The following is an 18,080-nucleotide window of genomic DNA, read 5'->3' on the forward strand; positions in this document are numbered from 1 at the left end:
GAGACCAGCCGACCGGGCGGCGCGTCGCGGCCCTCGCGGCGCTGCCCGCGCGGAAGCCTCAGCGCGACCGCGCCTTGATCCGCTGGAAATGCCGCCGCGCGATCCCGCTCGCCGCCGCCGCCCGCGAGACCACGCCGTCGTGATCCGCGAGCACCTGCTCGACGTACCGCCGCTCGAACTCCTCGACCACCCGCGCCCGCGCCGCGGCGAGCGGCAGCCGCGCGCGCAGCGTCTCGTCCATGAAGTCCGCGCCGGCGAGCGCGTCGGCCGGCGCGACCTCCGGCGCCGCGCCGCCGCGCGACGCGCTCGCCGGCGCCGCCTCCGGCTCGGCCGGCTCCTCCGGCGGCAGCGTCGCGTCCCCGAGCGCCACGGCGCGCAGCACGGCGTTCCTGAGCTCGCGCAGGTTGCCGGGCCAGGCGTCGTCGCTCCAGCGCGCGATCAGCGCCGGGGGCGGCGCCCCGTCCGCGCCGGCCAGCCGCCAGAAGTGCGCCGCCAGCAGCGCGACGTCGCCGGCCCGCGCGCGCAGCGGCGGCAGCTCGATCCGCGCCACCGCGAGGCGGTGGAAGAGGTCGTCGCGGAACCTCCCGGCTTGCACCTCGTGATCCAGGTCCCGCCGCGTCGCGCTGAGGATGCGCGCGTCCACGCGGATCCACCGGTCGCCGCCGACCCGGCGGATCTCGCCCCGCTCGATGGCGCGCAGGAGCTTCGGCTGGAGCGCGGGGTCGAGGTCGCCGATCTCGTCGATGAAGAGCGTCCCCCCGTCGGCTTGCTCGAAGACGCCCCGGCGCGCGGCCGTCGCGCCGGTGAACGCGCCGCGCTCGTGGCCGAACAGCTCGGACTCGACGAGGCTCGGCGGGACCGCCGTGCAGTCGAACACCACGAACGGCCGCGCCGCGAGCGGCCCCTCCTCGTGGAGCGCCTCGGCGAGCACCTCCTTGCCGGTGCCCGTCTCGCCCTCGATGAGCACCGAAACACGCGCGACAGCGAGCTTGCGGCAGAGCGGGTACAGCCGTCGCATCGCGCGGCTCGCGCCGAGCATCCGCCCGAACGACGAGCCGGGCGGCACCGGCGGGTTCTGGCCGCCGGCGTGCCGCTCGACCCGCAGCCGCGTCGCCCCGACCCGGAGCGTCTCGCCGCCCGAGAGCCACGCGTCCCGGATGGCCACGTGATCGACGAACGTCCCGTTGGTCGAGCCGAGATCGGTCACCCGCAGCCGCGCGCCCGTGATCTCGAGGGCGCAGTGCCGCCGCGACACCTCCGGGTCGTCGAGCCGGAGATCGCAGGTGGACGACTTTCCGACGAGCAAGCGGGAGGGGCTCGATCCGTCGAGCTCCAGGCGCTGCCCGGCGCCGGGCCCGTCCGCGACCGTGATCGCGAACGTCCCGTCCGGCAGATCGGCGACGAGCCCCCGGACCGACGTGGCGCCGGTGAGGTCGAGGCGGTTCGACATGCGCGCGAAACCTATCACGCCTGAATCACGGCCGAATCACGGCTGGAACCTCGGCCGGACGAGCGCCCCTGCCGCGTCCGCCGCGCGGGCACGGCGACCGCCCGGCCAGCGCCCCTGCCGCGCCGCCGCCCGCCGCGCGCCCGCGATCGTGCGCCCGTGATATCGTGCACTTGCATGCGCTTCGTGCTCGCTTTCGGGGTCCTGGCCGGCGCCGGGCTCTGCCAGGGTTGCCTCTTCCCGTCGTTCGACCCGCTCACCCGGTGCGAGCAAGGCTGTGGCGGCGCGATGGACGTCTCCTCGTCGTCCGGCGGGATGGAGGCCTCGAGCAGCGCGGGCGGGGGCGGCGGCGCGAGCGGGGGCGGCGGCGGCGCGAGCGGCGGCGGCGCGGCGGGCGGCGCGAGCGGGGGCGGCGGCGGCGCCAGCGAGGGCGGCGGCGGCGCGGGCGAGGGCGGCTCGATGGCGGCGCGCTGCGCCGATCCCCTAGGCCGCGGCGCCGACGGCGTGCTCGTGGAGCCCCCGGACGAGGGCCAGCCTCCGTTCTGCATCGATGCCGTCGAGGTGAGCTTCGCGCGGTACACCGACTTTCTGGTCGCGGTCTCCTCGATCCCCGCCGGGGACCTCGCGCCGCTCCTCGGCGCCGAGTGCGCGGACATCCCGCTCACGCTCGATCGCGACGGCCTGCTCCGGTATTACGCGACATACCAGGCCTACTCGGACCCGGTGTTCCCGCACCGCGAGCTGCCGGCGATCGGCATGACCTGGTGCGAGGCGCGGATGCATTGCCGCTGGGCCGGAAAGGAGCTCTGCGGCAACCTCGACGGCGCGGGCGCCGAGGGCTCGGACTGGCGCTCTTCCCGGTGGGTGGCGGCGTGCTCGAACAACGACGAGTACGTCTATTCGTACCGGAGCGACGCGCCGGACGCGTCCATGTGCAAGGTCGACGGCTGCGCCGAGGCGGGTGGCTATCAGGCGCTCGACCCGGCGGCGGAGAACCCGCGCTGCGAGGGCGGCGTCGAGGGCCTCTACAACATGAGCGGCAACGCGTACGAGTGGGTCGACAACTGCGTCGATCGGGGCACGCCGGACGTCTTCGACGACGACGAGTGCTTCCCGCGCGGCGGCGCCTGCGAGCTGGGAACGGAGTACACCTACTGTGCCTACCCCGGTCAGCCGCACGCCCGGGGCACGGGGTACGAGTTCGTCGGGCTCCGGTGCTGCTGGGACGCGCCCTGACGCCATGCAGGTCATCGGTCGATACGCCCTGTTCGACGAGCTCGCCCGCGGCGGCATGGCCTCGGTGCACCTCGGCCGCCTCCTCGGCGCCGGCGGCTTCACCCGCACCGTGGCGATCAAGCGACTGCACCCGCACCTCGCCAGGGATCCGGAGTTCGTCGCCATGCTCCTCGACGAGGCGCGGCTCGCGGGGCGCATCCGGCACCCGAACGTCGTCGCGATGCTCGACGTGGTCGCCACCGAGCGCGAGCTCTTCCTCGTCATGGAGTACGTCCACGGCGAGACGCTCGTGCGCTTGCAGAAGGTCAGCGCGGCGGGGCGGATCGCGCCGCCGCTCTGCGCGGCCATCCTCGTCAACGCGCTCGCGGGGCTCCACGCCGCGCACGAGGTCCGGGGCGATCGCGGCGAGCCGCTCGGCCTCGTGCACCGCGACGTGACACCCCACAACCTCATGGTCCGCAGCGACGGGACCGCGCTCGTCGTCGACTTCGGCGTCGCCAAGGCGGCCGGGCGCTTTCACACGACGGAAGAGGGGAAGATCAAGGGCAAGCTGCCGTACATGGCGCCCGAGCAGCTCCGCGGGGGCGAGGTCTCGCGGAGGACCGATATCTATGCGGCGGGGGCGGTGCTCTGGGAGGCGCTCGTCGGCCGGCGGCTCTTCGACGGCACGAGCGAGGCCGAGGTCCTCGAGCAGCTCCTCTTCACGACCGTCGAGCCGCCGGGCCGGTACGTCGCCGGGGTCCCCGCGGCGCTCGATGACGTCGCGATGCGGGCGCTCGAGCGCGATCCCCGGAGGCGCTTCGCCACGGCCGCCGAGATGGCGCGCGCCATCGAGGCGGCGGTGACCCCGGCGCTCACGTCGCAGGTGTCCGCGTGGCTCAACGGCCTCGTGGGCGAGGCGCTCGCCCGGCAGGAGGAGCAGCTCGCGCAGCTCGAGACGGCCGTGCTCGATCGGCTGGCGCTCCCGGACGATCTCCCGGCGTCGATCGCGTCCGGGGTGGTGCGGCGCGGCGCCGATGCGCGGGGTCCGGAGGCCGGCGGGCGGGGTCCGGAGGCCGGCGGGCGGGGTCCGGAGGCCGGCGGGCGGGGTCTGGAGACCGGCGGGCGGGGTCCGGAGGCCGGCGGGCGGGGTCCGGAGGCCGGCGGGCGGGGTCCGGAGGCCGGGCCTTCGTCTCGGCCCCCGCGGCCAGGCGCCTCCTCGACGCCGCCCGGGGAGACGCCGGCCGCGCCGCCGCACGCGTGGGGAGCCGGCGCGGTCGCCGTCGAGGGGGCGCCGGTGGCTCGCCCGGAGCGCGCGCTCGACGCCACGCCCGCGCCGGTCGGCCCGACGAGCCAGACCGCCGTGGTTCCGACGAGCCAGACCGCCACGGCGCCGAGGCCGCGCCGGATGTGGCCCTGGCTGGTCGCCGCCGGGCTCGCCGTGGGCGTACCGGCCGTCTGGCTCGGGCTGCGGCCCGGGGCCGCGCTGCCCGCGCCGGAGCCGTCCGTCGCGGCGGACCCGTCCAGCGCCGGCGCTGCGCCCGCGTCAGCCGGCGCGCCTGCGGCTGCCCGCGTCGTGCCCGCATCGAGCGGCGCCGCCCCCGCCTCCGGGCCGCCGGCGCCGCTGCCCTCTCCGACGATCGCCCCTCCGGCCGCCGAGGGATCGTCCACCCCCGCCGCGCCGGTCGCCGCTTCCGCGGCCTCTGCGGCCTCCGCCGCCGCGGTCGCCGGCTCGTCGCGCGCTGCCCCGCCTCGCTCCAGCGCCGGCGTGACCTCCAGGCGCGGCGCCGCGCCGAAGCTCCCGGCCGTCGACTGCTCTGTGCCGTACACCGTCGACGCGCAGGGACGGAAGATCTACAAGCGAGAATGTCTGTGAGACGCGCCATCGGCCTTGGCCTCGGCGTCGCGCTCGGCGTCTCCTTGCCCGCCGGCGCGGCCCGCGCGCTCGACAAGGCGCAGTGCGCGGCCGCGGCGGAGGAGGCCCAGGCGCTCCGCGATGCGGGCAAGCTCGGTCTCTCCCGCGAGAAGCTCCTCACGTGCGCGCAGCAGGGCTGTCCTGCGGTCGTGCGCGACGACTGCGCGAGGTGGCTCGGCGAGGTGGATGCGCGGCGCCCGTCGCTCGTCTTCGGCGCCAGGGATCCCCGCGGCAGCGACCTCACGGACGTGCGCGTCTCCGCGGACGGCCGCCCGCTGGCCGATCGCCTTGACGGCTCCGCCGTCAGCGTCGATCCGGGCCAGCTCCACCTCCGGTTCGAGTCCGCGGGGTTGCCGCCGGTGGAGCGGACGATCGTCGTCCTGGAGGGCCAGAAATCACGGCTCGTCGAGGTGGTCATGGGCGGCGCGCCGCCCGCGTCCGGGCCGGTCGCCGCCCCTCCTGGGCGGGCGGCGCCCCGCCTGCCCGACGCCGCGCCCGGCGCCGCGCCCGGCGCCTCCGCCGCGCCCGGTGAGCGCCGCGTCTCCGCCGCCCCGTGGATCTCGCTCGGGGTCGGCGCCGCCGGGCTCGCGGCCTTCGGCGTGCTCCAGGGCCTCGCGCAGGCCGAGTACGCCGACCTCGAGGACGGCTGCGGCAGGACGAGCTCATGCACCGAGGCCGAGGTCTCGCCCACGCGCACGAAGTTCGTCGCCTCCGGCGTGATGCTCGGCGTCGGGGGCGCCGCCCTGGCGGCCGCCGCGGTGCTTTGGCTCATGGACGGCTCCGTGGAGCCCGCCGCTGCCGGCCCCCGGGTCTCGGCGGGCGTCGGCCCCGACGGCGGCTTCGTTCGGCTCGCGGTGCCGCTCGGGCTCTGAGGGACGGCGGCGCGCCGCCGCGTCGCCGCGCCAGCAGCCACCTCGCCGTCGAGGCGGTGATCGAGGTGAACCGCGGTATCGATGGACGCGCGCGCCCCTTCGATGGAGTCGAAGCCCGGCCGCCAGACCGTCTCCGCTGGAACGCTGGTGCGAGGTGGTTCCATCTGGCTGCCTCCGCAGCCCGGGCGCTCTCGCGGCCTGGAGGGTGGCGGCATGCTTGCCGAGCCTCTCTCTCGGGCGGTCTCCGGCTGCCTGGCGCCCGAACAGACCACATGGGGACAGTGGCTGTGGAGAAGCGCTGCTCTCGCGGGAGAGCTCACGGAGCGCCGGATTTCCCGCGTTCACGCGTTCGAGCCCGGATGGCGCGGCCGAGGCCGGACGAGCTGGCGAACACATCCGTACATCGAAGCGCAGGCCAGCAGATCCCCGAGCGAAGGTTCTGTATCCTTGGTATACGAACCATGGACGAGGCGCCCTGAGGGGGATACCATGACACGAGAGGTGCCCATGCCCGTCGTCTCACCGGAAGCGTTCCTGAGCTCGCTCACGGAGCCTGCAGCGATTCTCGATCACGAGGGACACGTCTGCGCCGTGAACGCGGCATGGTCGCGGCTCGGCGCGGAGCAGGCGCTCGCGGGCGGGCGCTTCGGGCCCGCGTGCGACTACCTGACGCGCTGCGCGGAGGTCCGCGGCGTGGAGCTCGTCGAGGTGCTCGCGCGAGGGGTGCGCGACGTCCTCGCCGGACGGTCGCAGTCGTTCATGCTGGAATACGCCTGCGACCGCGCGGCGCCTCCGCGTCATTTCGAGCTCGTCGCGAGCGCGCTCCCGGCCGACGAGGGGATCGGCGCGCTGCTCCTGCATCGCGATGTCTCCGACCGGGAGCGGATCGCGGCGGCGTGTCGCAAGGCCGAAGAGCACCTGAAGTACGTGCTCGAGATGCTGCCCGAGGGCTACTGGGACTGGGACATCGCGACCGATGAGGTCTATTACAGCGGCCGGTGGTGCGAGTCGCTCGGGTACGCTCGGGGCGAGCTCGAGCCGAACGTGGGCGGATGGGTGAAGCTGCTCCATCCGGACGACGTGTCGCGCGTGATGGAGGCCGTGAACGCCTATCTCGAGGGGAGATCCCCGAGCTACCATTGCGAGACCCGGCTCAGGATGAAGGACGGGAAATACCGTTGGAACATCGATCGCGGCAGGATCGTCGCCCGGGACGCGAGCGGAAAGCCGACGCGCATGGTCGGGATGGAGATCGACATCACCGCGCGGCGGGAGGCCGAGCTCGTGATCGAGGAGCAGTCCAGGCGGCTCAGGGATCTGTCGACCCCGCTGATCCCGATCACCGACAAGGTCGTGGTGATGCCGCTCGTCGGGATCGTCGACGCGCAGCGCGCGGACCAGGTGCTCGCCACGCTGCTGGAGGGCCTCGGCCGGGCCCAGGCGAGCGTGGCGATCCTCGACGTCACCGGGGTGAGCCTCATCGACTCGCATGTCGCGTCGGTCCTCGTCAACGCGGCGAAGGCGGTAGGGCTCCTCGGGGCCCAGATCGTCCTCACGGGCCTTCGCCCCGAGGTGGCCAGGACCCTGGTGAAGCTGGATGTCCCCTGGGGCAACATCGTGATGCGCGGGACGCTCCAGTCCGGCATCGCCTATGCGACCCGCGCCGAGCGCGGCACATCCATGTCCTGACGCCGGCGCCGGCGCGGGCGCCGGGGCGATGCGCCGCGGGCCGGCGAGTACGGCGCCGAGATCACGCGATCTCGCGCCCGGCGCCCGCGCCCGCCTCCTTCTTCGCGAGCAGGTAGCGCTCGAGCAGCAGCACGAGCTCCTCGGCCAGCGCCCCGGAGCGCAGGTCGCCGGGCCGCTCGACGATCGCCTGGTGCACGACCGCGTGCGCGACGGTCTGCATCAGCCACCACGCGAGCTCCACGTCCGGCGGGGCGCACCCCCAGCCCGAGAGGAGCTGCCTGGCCTCCTCGAGCAGGAACCCCTCGCTCGCCGCGGACCGGTGCTCCTTGAGCCGCGGCATCTGCTCCGAGAACACGCGATGGAGCTCGGGCTGGACGGCGTGGGCGGCGATGCCTGCCTCCACCAGGGTCCGGAGCAGCCGATCGAGCGAGGTCCCCTGGTGCGCGACGAGCACCGCGCGCGCGGCCTCGCGCCCCTGCTCGACGTGCCGGCGGTGGAGCTCGGCGACCAGCGCCTCCTTGCCCGGAAAGAACTGGTACAGCGAGGCGACGTTCACCCCGGCCCGCTGGGCCACGCGGTTCGTCGTCAGCCGCCCGTACCCGTCGCGGACCAGAATGTAAGCGGTCGCCTGGAGGATCGCCTCGACCGTCGCGCGCGAGCGGTCCTGCGTGGGCTGTTTCCGAGGCGCGATGGCGGCCCGCTTGCGCATGGAACCATGCTCGCAGAACGCGAGCTGACGAGGCAAGCGACAGCCTCCAAGATCAGGTGACTTCACCTGACAGGAGACAGCCATGAATCAGTCGCTGAGCACGCAAGTCCTCATCGTGGGCGCGGGGCCCACCGGCCTGACCCTCGCGTGCGACCTCGCCCGCCGGGGCGTGGGGTGCCGGATCATCGACAGGACACCTGCCCATTTCGCCGGCTCCCGGGGCAAGGGGCTGCAGCCGCGCACCCTGGAGGTGCTCGACGATCTCGGCGTGCTGGACGCGGTGATGGCCGCCGGCGCGTCCTACCCACCCATGCGCGCGTATGACGGCGCGACGGTGCTGGGCGATCACGTCATGTTCGAGCGCCGCGACCCGACGCCGGACGTGCCGTATCCCAACATCCTGCTCCTCGGGCAGTGGCGGGCGGAGGAGCTCCTGCGCGCCCGGCTGGCCGAGCACGGCGTCCGCGTCGAGCTCGCGACCGAGCTGATCGGCTTCGAGCAGGACCGCGACGGCGTGACCGCCACGCTGGCGCGCGCGGGCGGGGCCGAGCGGGTCCGCGCCGCGTACCTGATCGGCGCGGACGGGGGGCGCAGCTTCGTGCGCCGCGCGCTCGGCGTCGGCTTCGAGGGGGAGACGCTGGAGGCGCACCGGGCGCTGGTGGGGGACGTCCGCGCCGACGGGCTCGACCGCGATCGGTGGCACGTGTGGCCGAAGGCGAGCGGTGGGCCGGTGGCGCTGTGCCCGCTGCCCGGCACGGACCGCTTCCAGATCATGGTGCCGCTCCCCGGCGAGGAGGCGGTCGAGCTCACGGTCGAGGCCGTCCAGCGGCTGTTCGAGGCGCGCACCGGGCGCTCCGACGTCCGGCTGCGCGACGCGAGCTGGCTCTCGCTGTACCGGCCCAACGTGCGGATGGCCGATCGGTACCGGGTCGGCCGGGTGTTCCTGGCCGGCGACGCCGCGCACGTGCACCCCGCGACGGGCGGGCAGGGCCTCAACACGGGCATCCAGGACGCCTACAACCTCGGCTGGAAGCTCGGCCAGGTGCTGGCCGGAGCCCCCGAGGCGCTGCTCGACACCTACGAGGAGGAGCGGCTGCCCGTCGCCCGGGCGGTGCTCGGGCTGACGGCGAAGCTGCACCACCAGGCCGCGGACGCGAAGCCGGGGGCGCTGCGGCGCGGCGCCGAGACGCAGCAGCTCGACATCACCTACCGGGGCAGCTCGCTCGCCCGCGACGAGCGCGGGGGCGGGGCGGCGGCGCGCGTCCTCCCGGGAGATCGCGCGCCCGACGCGCCCTGCCAGGACCGCGAGGGCGCCCCGGTCCGCCTGTTCGATGTGTTCCGGGGCCCGCACTTCACGCTGCTGGCCTTCGGCGCGGCCCACGCGGACACGGTCGCCCGGGTGAACGCCCGGTACGGGCAGGCGGTGCGCGCGCGCGCCGTGGTGCGGCCGGGGGAGCCGGTCGCGCAGCGCTCCCTCGTCGACGCCGGCGGGCACGCGCGCGCCGGGTACGACGTCGATGGCGACGCGCTCGTGCTGGTCCGCCCGGACGGCCACATCGGATGGCTCGCCGCGCCGGGCACGCCCGGACAGCTCGACGACTACCTCCGCCCGCTTGTCGCGGGGACGCTGTCGCCCGCGGGGGAAGCGTGACGAGGCCGGTCGCGCTCGGCCGTCTGGCTCGCCGCGGTCCAGCTGGAGCCTGAGCAGCTGTCAGGTTTGCAAGTAGCGATCTCAGGATCGAAAGCCTCGGGGCGATCCTGACGGGTAACCCCGCGAATGCAGTAGAGAAAGTGCCTGGCCCGCGTCCTGCAAAGTCGTATAGCCGAGCGCCCGTGACGGCTTCCCCCCCCCGCCGTCGAATGGGCGCTCTTTTTTTTGTGGTCCGGCAAGGCAGGCGCCGGGGAGCCCGGCTGGCTCCCGGCATGCCTCCGGCAAGGCAGGCGCCGGGGAGCCCGGCTGGCTCCCGGCATGCCTCCGGCAAGCGGGCGCCGGGGAGCCCCCGGCTGGTCCCCCGACAGGCGGCTACGGGTCCGCGGTGACGAGGGCGATGGCGAAGCCGTCGTACCCCTTGCTGCCCACGGTCTGGACCGCCGTGGCGCTCACGCGCGGCTCGGCGGCGAGCAGCTTGTTGAGGCGCTGCACCCCCTGCACGTTGGGATCGGCGCTCTCGGGGTCGGCCACCGCGCCCTTGCGCACGACGTTGTCGACGACGATCACGCTGCCGCGGCGGGAGAGCTTGAGCGCCCACGCGAAGTAGTCGGGATTGCTCGGCTTGTCAGCGTCGATGAAGATGAAGTCGAACGGACCGCGGCCCTCGGCGGCGAGCGCGGGCAGCGTGTCCAGCGCTCGACCCAGCCGCAGCTCGACGACGTCGGCCAGGCCGGCGCGCGCGATGTTCGCGCGGGCGACCTCGGCGTGCTTCGGGTCCAGCTCCAGCGTGACCAGGCGGCCGCCGGGGGGCAGCGCCCGCGCGAGCCATATCGTGCTGTACCCGCCGAGCGTGCCGATCTCCAGGATGGAGCGCGCCCCCTGGATCCGCGCCAGGAGGTGCAGCAGCTTGCCCTGGTTCGGCGCGACGTTGATCGGCGGCAGGTCGGCCGCGGCGCTGGCCCCGAGCGCCGCGTCCAGCGCGGCGTCGGAAGGCACGAGCAGATCGGTGATGTAACGATCGACGGCGGACCATTGCTCCTGAGCCATGAATCGTTCTCCTTCACAGCGGCGACCACGGCCGCCTCGTACGGGTGAGCTGAACGCCTGGCGTGACAGGGAGAGCGCGTCCTGCGGTGGGCCGCGAGCGTCCGGACGGACGGCTCCCCGCCTGGCTGTTCGTTGGACGTGCTTCCGTTATAACAGACGAACGCGGTGTGGCCTACCGTCCGCTGCGGTCTGGGATCGTCCTACCGCGGCACGAGGACCCGGACGTCCCAGGGCGCGAGGTCCAGCGCGAGAGAGCCGGCCTGCAGGCGCGTGACGGCGCCGCTCAGGCCGTCGCGCAGGCCGCCTCGCGCGTGGGCGGCGAACGGCCCCGGGACGGCGAGCGTCCTCGTCGCCGGTCGATCGCTGAAATTGAGGACCACGAGGGCGAAGCGCGACGCGTCGTCGCCGTGCCTGAGGTAGGCCAGCACCTCGTCGTCCGGCCCGGCGTGCAGCGTGAGGAGCCCCGGCGCCCGGAGCGCCGCAGTGGAGCGCCTGAGCCGGATCAGCCGCTCGTAATGCCGGGCGAGCGGCTCGCGCGCGGGGCGCGAGACCGGCCCGAGCCCGCCGTAGGGCTCGTACTCGGCGCCGATCTCGTCGAACGAATAGATGCACGGGATGCCCGGCAGCGTCAGCAGCGCCGCCGCCGCGACGCGCGTCAGCCCTGGCCCGTGTCGCGTGATGAAGCGAGCGCCTGTGTCGTTGTTGTTGATGAACCTGAGCGTGCGCTCGGGGCGCGCGGCGCGCGCCGCGGTCGCGGAGAGCGCCGCGGCGAGCCGCGCCGCGATGCCGCGCGGCGCGCCGAACACCCCCTCCCAGGCCCAGTGCCCGAGCTCCTCGGTCCAGTCGTAGGCCGCGTCGAACCCGTGCTGCAGATAGTACGGATCGCGCGCGGAGGCCTCGGCGATCAGCGCAAGCTCCGGATTGACGCGCCGGAGCTCTGCAGCCCAGGTGGACCAGAGCGCGCTCCGCCGGTCCTTGATGCCCCACGCGGCGTCGACGCGATAGCCGTCGATGTGGAACTGCCGGACCCAGTGGAGCGACACCTCGAGCATCCATCGCTCGACCTCGGCGTTGTCGTAGTTCAGGTTCGGCAGGTGCTCCCAGTCGAAGTAATGAGTGGGCTCCCCGTCGGCGTCGCGATCGTAGAACGCGAACGAGTGGGAGCTGCCTTTGCGCTGCTCGGCCTCATGGAAATAAGGGTGCTCGGCCGAGGTGTGGTTCGGCACGAGATCGAGCAGCACCCGGATGTCGCGCCGGTGCGCCTCGTCGACGAGCTCGCGGAGATCCCGTGCTGTTCCGTAGTCGGGCCGCACGGCGAAGTAGTCCGTGACGGCATACCCGAAGTCGCCCGGGGGCGCGCCGAAGAGCGGGGATAGCCAGAGCGCGGTGACGCCGAGCTCCTCGAGGGCGGGGAGGGCGGCGCGGACGCTGTCGAGCGGCGGAGCGCCGAAGAAGGGCGGCACGACGCCGTAGACGACGGCGTCGTCGACCCAGGCCCGCGCGGTCGCCTCCGGATGAGCCTCGTCTGGCGGCGCGACGCGCGCGGTGTCGCTGCGGCCGTGCTCGTCGCGCACCCGGAGCTCGTACAGCGCGTCGTCGCCGGCGTCCGGCGCGGGCAGCTCGAGGTGACGGCCCAGCCCGAGCCGCTCGGGCGTCGCGCGGTCGCGCAGCCGGAGCCACTCGAAGGCGACGATCTCGGCGCGCGAGCGCTCGCTGGGCTCGCTGCTCGACGCGTCGAGGACGAGCTTGCCGCCGGCCCACGTCGAGCGGGCGCGGGCCCTCGGCGTGTCCCGCAGCCGGACGTGGTAGGTGACGGGCGGAGGGTAGAGGTCGCCCGAGGTCGTCTCCCGGCAGCGCGCGGCGATCTCGTTCTCGCCTTCGCGCAGGGGGACGTCCGCGAAGAACCGCTGCTGTTGCTCGATCGCGGCGGGGATCTCGTCGCTGCCCACCCGGACCACGCAGTCCACCAGCGTCCCCGGTCCGGCGAGGGCGCCCTGGATGCGCGCGCTCCAGGCCCAGACGTCGGCGTCGGCCGCGTGCAGCTCCAGCCGGGCTTGCGTCGCCCGGGCCGGGCGCGGGGGCGCAGAGGTCGAGACCGATTCGCAGGACGACGCCGCCGAGAGCAGCGCGGCAGTCCAGGCGAGCCAGGCGAGCGGCCGCGGGCGCAGGGTCGAGCCGCGGGGGGGCTGGGGCCGGATACCCGTCCTCGCGTCGAGCAGGACGACCGGCGTGGATGGGGGGTTGCACGGGGAGAAGGCGGTCGATCGATCGGCGAGGCGTCTCAGCATGGGTCAGCCCGGGGAGCGGGGGAGCCCTTGTATTCCGGAACCGCCCCGCCGGATCGCCGCGGCGCGGGAGGCGTGGTGGTTTTATGTCGCGATTTTCTCCATCCGCCGGCTATCGCCGGAGCAAGGAGATCGACTCCGTTCTGTCGTGTCGAACGCCGCCCCTGCGCTGCTCCGTGCCTCGTCAGCGAGGACTGCGCTCCACGAGGACCATCGCCGTCAGCCGCGCCAGCTCGCCAACCGCCCCGAGCCCGGGGTGCTGCCGAAGCCCGGAAGGCGCGGGGCGGAGCGCCGCATTTCGACTCGATAGCTGTCGGCGCAACTTGCGCGGATGGCGCGGGCGAACGACCGCCTCGACCGGTTGAACACGGCATCAGGGATCCCGGGCATCGGTCGCCTCGACCGGTTGAACACGGCATCAGGGATCCCGGGCATCGGTCGCCTCGACCGGTTGAGCACGGCATCAGGGATCTCGGAAATCGATGGCGGGTCGACCGGGCGTCGCCATATATGGTGATGCCGCATCCGTTTGGACGTGGCGAGTCAGCAACATCCATTCAAGGAGGTATCTCATGTCGGACATCAACAACGCTTGTGTCGCGCAGCAGCCGAGCGAGCCCGCCGTCCAGAGCGAGCCGAAGCAGGAGGCCGCCGAGGTCCGCAAGATCGTGATCAAGACCGCGATCCGCGCGGGCCAGGGCAAGAACAGGTACGCCACGGCCACGTGAGCTGAGCGGCGCCACGAGGGTCACCTCGTGGCGCCGTTTTTCTCCGTCGTTCGTCGAGATAGGACTGCGCAAGGAGACGGTATGGACTCGGTGCTCGCGGCGCTCGTGCCACCCCTGCAGAGCGACAGCTTCCTGAAGAGCTTCCCTGACCAATTCTTCGTGCATCACGGGCCCCTCGGCCGGCTCGGCGAGCTCGCGGACATCCCCGAGCTCGGCGACGTGCGCGCGCTCGTCCGCGCGTTCAACGACCCCGTGAGCGTGTGGTATCCGGACGACGAGGCGCTCGAGCAGCGCACCTACGGCAAGCTGCTCCGGGCGCCCGACACGATTGACTACTACGAGCGCGGCGCGCTGCTGCAGTTCAACAAGGTCGAGCGCTGGGTCTCCGCGCTCGAGCCCGTCCTCCGCACCCTCGAGCGGGAGCTCGGGATCCCGAGCGGCGCCGCGACATGCAGCCTGTTCGCGTCCACCGTGGGCGGGCGCGTGCTGCCGCACTTCGACACCGACCCCGCCTTCAGCGTGCAGCTCCGGGGGAGCAAGCGCTGGTGGGTGGCGCCCCAGACCCAGGTCGAGCAGCCGCTGCACAACTTCGTCTGCGGGACCCCCGCGAGCCTCATCGGGGCTTACCACGACGGGCCGCTGCCCGAGGGGATGCCCGCGGACGCGCAGGAGATCGAGATGCGGCCGGGATCGGTGCTCTTCCTCCCGCGCGGCACCCTGCACGCGACGCGGTCGCACGCCGACTCGCTCGCCGTCACCTTCGATCTGCAGTTCTCGTCGTACGCGCAGGGGCTCGCGCAGCTCCTCTCCGCGGAGCTCCACCGGAGCCCCCGCTTCCGGCGACCGCTCCTCGGCCAGCGCGCGCGCGCCGAGGACCTGGACAGCCTGCTCGCCGACGCCCGCCGCGTGATCGACCGGCTCGCGCGCGATCCGGCGGCGATCCTCGAGGTGCTCGAGCCGCCGCTCCTGCCCGGCCCTCGGCGGCGTTACCGGCGGGGCGAGGCCGCCGTGGACGTGCGGTCGCGCGCCTCCGGCGCGGATCCGGGCTGGCACGTCGCGGTGACCGACCCGCGGCGAGGCCGCACCGAGATCGAGGTCCCGCCCGAGCTCGTCCCGCTCTGCCGGTGGATCGCCGCGCAGCGCGCGCCGTTCGAGGACCGCGACCTGCTCGCGAACGCCGCGGGCCTGCAGCGGCTCGACGTGCAGGCCATCGTGGAGGCGTTCCTCGAGAGCGGAGCGCTGGAGTCGAACGCGGCCGGCGCGCCGGCCCTGGTCGCCTGAGGAGGATCGCGTGGCCTCGCTGCTCGACGCGCTCATCGCGCCGCTGTCCCGCCCGGACTTCCTCGCGACCTTCCCCGGAGAGGCGCGCGTGACGCACGGCGATCTCTCGCGGTTCGCGCCGCTGCTCGAGATGCCCGAGCTCGCGAGCGTGCACGCGCTCGCCCGGGTCTTCCACGATCCGGTGACCGTCTACTTCCGGAACGACCCGTCCGGGCAGAGCTCCACCGGGGAGCTGGTCCGCGCGCCGGAGAGCCTGGCGGGGTACGAGGCGGGCGCGCTCCTCCAGTTCAACAGCGTCGAGCGCTGGGTCCCGGCGCTCGACCCGCTGCTCCGGTCGCTGGAGGAGGAGCTCGCCCTGCCCGCCGGGACGGCCACGTGCCAGCTGTTCGCGTCGACCGTGGGCGCCGGGGCGGTGCCGCACTGGGACAACGACCCCGCCTTCACCGTGCAGCTGCGCGGCGAGAAGACGTGGCGCCTCGCCCGCTCACCCGCCGTGCCGGAGCCGCTGCACAACTACGCCTGCGGCTCGCACCGCGTGCAGCTCGCGGCGTACTACGACGGCCCGCTGCCGCAGGCCATGCCGGAGGACGCGCGGGAGATCACGGCGGCGCCCGGGTCGGTGCTGTTCGTGCCCCGCGGCTTCCTGCACCAGACGGAGTCCCACGCGCACTCGTTCGCCATCACGTTCGACTTCGTCATGCCCACGTGGTGCGACGTGGTCCGCGCCCACGTGGCGCGCGAGCTGAACCAGCACGCGCGCTGGCGACGCCTCGCGCCGGGCCTCGGCGGCGACGACCCGGCCGCGCCGGCGCGCGAGCTCGCCGCGATGATCGACGACCTCGCGCGCATCGTCGACGCGCTGCGCGCGAGCCCCGAGCGGGCCGTCGCGTCGATCAACCCGAGCCTCGTGCCCCGCGCGGGGCGCCGCTTCGAGAGGACCGGCGCGCGGGCCGAGGGCGCGCGCGCCGGGACGGGCGAGCACGCCGTCTACCGCGTCCGCGTCGCGGCCGCGCCGCACGGAGAGGTCGAGCTCGACCTCTCCCCCGATTTCGAGCCGCTCTGCGGGTGGCTGCTCGCCCAGCGCGGCGCCGTGAGCGAGCGCGAGGTGCTCCGGCACGCGGCGGGGCTCCAGCGGGTCGACGTGGGCACGTTGCTCTCGACCCTGCTCGACGTCGGCGTGCTCGCGCCCGCGCGCGCGCCCCGGGCCGAGGCTGCCCCGCGGGAGCCGCAGGCCTAGCGAGATCGCGAGGAGAGCCATGGACCGCACGCGACACACCCCGAAGCAGTTCTTTGCCGGCACCCACCGGGCGCTGCCGCCCGAGCAGACGCTGGCGCGGCACGCCCCGCACCTCGAGCGGATGGGCATCACCCGGATCGCGAACATCACCGGGCTCGATCACATCGGCATCCCCGTCTACACCGCCATCCGGCCGGCCGCGCGCTCGATCTCCACCGCGCAGGGCAAGGGCATCGATCACGCGACGGCGCGCGCGTCCGCCATGATGGAGGCCATCGAGAGCTGGCACGCCGAGTGGATCGATCTGCCCCTCCGCTGGGACACGTACGAGTCGCTGCGGCGGCGCGCGGCGGTGGCCGACATGACGAGGCTCCCGCGGCGCCCCGGGGCCGCGCTCCGCCTCGACGCGCCGCAGCTCTGGGTCTCCGGCGTGGACCTGTTCCGCGACGCCGCCTGCTGGGTCCCGTTCGACGTGGTGACGTCGCTCTACGTCGCGTCGGACCAGAGGAGCCCCTACGCGCAGTCGAGCATCGGGCTCGCCTCGGGCAACGAGCCCGTCGAGGCCGTCGTCCACGCGCTCTGCGAGGCGATCGAGCGGGACGCCGAGGCGCTCTGGGACGCCGCGGGCGAGGTGCGGCAGATCGACCTGTCCACGGTGCGCGAGCCGTACCTGCGCGAGGTGCTCGGCGCCCTCGAGCGCGCGGAGGTCGGCTGCTTCGCCTTCGACATCACCTCGGACGTCGGCGTGCCGACCTTCACCGCCCTCGTCATGGATCCGCCGTCCGAGGGCCTGCGCGTGCCCGGCATCCACGGGGGCGCAGGCGCGCACCTCGATCCGGCGATCGCCCTCTCGCGGGCGATCACCGAGGCCGTGCAGACGCGGCTCACGTTCATCGCCGGCAGCCGCGACGACCTGTTCCGGGCGGGGTACGACGAGGCCCGGGACCTCGCGGTCCTCGAGGAGACCTGGGCTGCGTGCCGCGCGCCCGCCGGGCGGCTCGCGTGGCCCACCGCGCCGACGCGGCGCCACGAGACCTTCGAGCAGGACCTCGACGTGCTGCTCGGGGCCCTCCGCGCCGCCGGGATCGCGCAGGCGGTCGCCGTCGACCTCAGCAAGCCGGAGCTCGGGATCCCCGTCGTGCGGGTCGTCGTGCCCGGGCTCGAGGCCGGCGCGGACGTCGCCGCGCCGGGCGAGCGGCTCCTCCGCGCGACGGGGGCGGCATGACGCTCTACATGTTCCTCGGACCGACGCTGCGCGCCCACGACGCGCGCGCGCTGCTCGACGCGCAGGTCCTCCCGCCCGCCGAGATGGGCGACGTCTGCGCGCTGGCCACGCTCCCCGAGCCGCCGCGGGGCATCCTGATCATCGACGGGTACTTCGACTCGCGCCCCGCCGTCTGGCACAAGGAGATCCTCTTCGCCCTGAGCCGCGGTATCCCCGTGTGGGGCGCGGCCAGCATGGGCGCGCTGCGCGCCGTGGAGCTGCGCCGCTTCGGCATGGTCGGCGTCGGCAGCATCTACGAGCGCTTCGCCGCCGGCGCGCTGAACGACGACGACGAGGTCGCGGTGGCGCACGCCCCCGCGGAGCTCGGCTACCGCCCCCTCTCCCAGGCCCTCGTGAACGTGCGCTTCGCGCTCGATCTCGCCGTCGAGCGCGGGGTCGTCGGACCGCCCGCCGCGGCGGCGACGCTCGAGGCCGCCCGCCGCCTCTTCTACCCCGACCGGATCTGGCCGGCGATCCTCGAGCGCGCCGCGCGGGCGGGCCTCGGCGAGGGCGCGCGCCGGGCGCTCGCGGCCTTCGTCGCGGGCGAGGACGTCGATCTCAAGGCGCGCGACGCGCGCGCGCTGCTGCGGACCGTCGCGGCGCTCCCCGAGCTGCCGGCGCCGGCCGTCGACTTCGCGTTCGAGAGGACCACGCTCTTCGAGCGCATGATGGAGCGGGAGGTGCCGCTGCGCCGGCGAGCCCTCCTGGAGCGCGCGGAGCGCGCCGCGAGGGGAGGGTAG

At 74.4% G+C, this 18,080-nt stretch carries 14 protein-coding genes; 10 read left to right on the forward strand and 4 right to left on the reverse strand.

Annotated elements, in window-relative coordinates; all coding sequences use genetic code 11:
- Nucleotides 1-58: 58 nt before the first annotated feature.
- Nucleotides 59-1,450, reverse strand: coding sequence for a sigma 54-interacting transcriptional regulator (locus WME89_RS18375; protein ID WP_438010412.1), 1,392 nt, complete (start codon nt 1,448-1,450; stop codon nt 59-61).
- Between the two features lie 174 nt (nt 1,451-1,624).
- Here WME89_RS18375 and WME89_RS18380 point away from each other — a divergent pair, with 174 nt between their 5' ends.
- From WME89_RS18380 to WME89_RS18395, 4 genes are all read left to right on the forward strand, one after another.
- On the forward strand, nt 1,625-2,683 hold the full coding sequence (locus WME89_RS18380) for a formylglycine-generating enzyme family protein (RefSeq protein WP_438010413.1): 1,059 nt from the start codon (nt 1,625-1,627) through the stop codon (nt 2,681-2,683).
- A gap of 4 nt (nt 2,684-2,687) precedes the next feature.
- Complete coding sequence (locus tag WME89_RS18385; RefSeq protein ID WP_438010414.1) at nt 2,688-4,538, forward strand: protein kinase domain-containing protein; 1,851 nt, start codon at nt 2,688-2,690, stop codon at nt 4,536-4,538.
- Complete coding sequence (locus tag WME89_RS18390) at nt 4,529-5,449, forward strand: hypothetical protein (protein WP_438010415.1); 921 nt, start codon at nt 4,529-4,531, stop codon at nt 5,447-5,449. Before WME89_RS18385 ends, WME89_RS18390 begins: the two co-directional genes overlap by 10 nt.
- Before the next feature lie 507 nt (nt 5,450-5,956).
- The gene (locus WME89_RS18395; RefSeq protein ID WP_438010416.1) at nt 5,957-7,138 is read left to right on the forward strand and encodes a PAS domain-containing protein; all 1,182 of its coding nucleotides are present in this window, start codon (nt 5,957-5,959) and stop codon (nt 7,136-7,138) included.
- A gap of 61 nt (nt 7,139-7,199) precedes the next feature.
- Here the strand turns inward: WME89_RS18395 and WME89_RS18400 are convergent, their stop codons facing one another.
- Nucleotides 7,200-7,847: a TetR/AcrR family transcriptional regulator gene (locus tag WME89_RS18400; RefSeq protein WP_438010417.1), complete on the reverse strand. Its 648-nt coding sequence runs from the start codon at nt 7,845-7,847 to the stop codon at nt 7,200-7,202.
- Nucleotides 7,848-7,929: 82 nt separating this feature from the next.
- Between WME89_RS18400 and WME89_RS18405 the strand changes: the two genes are divergently transcribed.
- Nucleotides 7,930-9,498, forward strand: coding sequence for an FAD-dependent oxidoreductase (locus WME89_RS18405; RefSeq protein WP_438010418.1), 1,569 nt, complete (start codon nt 7,930-7,932; stop codon nt 9,496-9,498).
- A gap of 372 nt (nt 9,499-9,870) precedes the next feature.
- On the opposite strand, the gene WME89_RS18410 is transcribed toward WME89_RS18405, so the two are convergent.
- A complete protein-coding gene (locus WME89_RS18410) occupies nt 9,871-10,545 on the reverse strand; it encodes an O-methyltransferase (RefSeq protein WP_438010419.1) in 675 nt (224 codons plus the stop codon).
- Between the two features lie 200 nt (nt 10,546-10,745).
- Nucleotides 10,746-12,833, reverse strand: a complete 2,088-nt coding sequence (locus WME89_RS18415) for an alpha-amylase family glycosyl hydrolase (protein ID WP_438010420.1) — start codon at nt 12,831-12,833, stop codon at nt 10,746-10,748.
- A 569-nt stretch (nt 12,834-13,402) separates the two neighbouring features.
- On the opposite strand from WME89_RS18415, the gene WME89_RS18420 reads away from it, so the two are divergent.
- From WME89_RS18420 to WME89_RS18440, 5 genes are all read left to right on the forward strand, one after another.
- On the forward strand, nt 13,403-13,558 hold the full coding sequence (locus WME89_RS18420; protein ID WP_438010421.1) for a hypothetical protein: 156 nt from the start codon (nt 13,403-13,405) through the stop codon (nt 13,556-13,558).
- Between the two features lie 81 nt (nt 13,559-13,639).
- On the forward strand, nt 13,640-14,839 hold the full coding sequence (locus WME89_RS18425) for a JmjC domain-containing protein (RefSeq protein ID WP_438010422.1): 1,200 nt from the start codon (nt 13,640-13,642) through the stop codon (nt 14,837-14,839).
- 10 nt (nt 14,840-14,849) lie between these two features.
- The gene (locus WME89_RS18430; protein WP_438010423.1) at nt 14,850-16,076 is read left to right on the forward strand and encodes a JmjC domain-containing protein; all 1,227 of its coding nucleotides are present in this window, start codon (nt 14,850-14,852) and stop codon (nt 16,074-16,076) included.
- 19 nt (nt 16,077-16,095) lie between these two features.
- Complete coding sequence (locus WME89_RS18435; RefSeq protein ID WP_438010424.1) at nt 16,096-17,301, forward strand: YcaO-like family protein; 1,206 nt, start codon at nt 16,096-16,098, stop codon at nt 17,299-17,301.
- A complete protein-coding gene (locus tag WME89_RS18440; protein WP_438010425.1) occupies nt 17,298-18,080 on the forward strand; it encodes a TfuA-like protein in 783 nt (260 codons plus the stop codon). Before WME89_RS18435 ends, WME89_RS18440 begins: the two co-directional genes overlap by 4 nt.

Source organism: Sorangium sp. So ce321 (genome assembly GCF_051530195.1).
Lineage (GTDB): Bacteria > Myxococcota_A > Polyangia > Polyangiales > Polyangiaceae > Sorangium.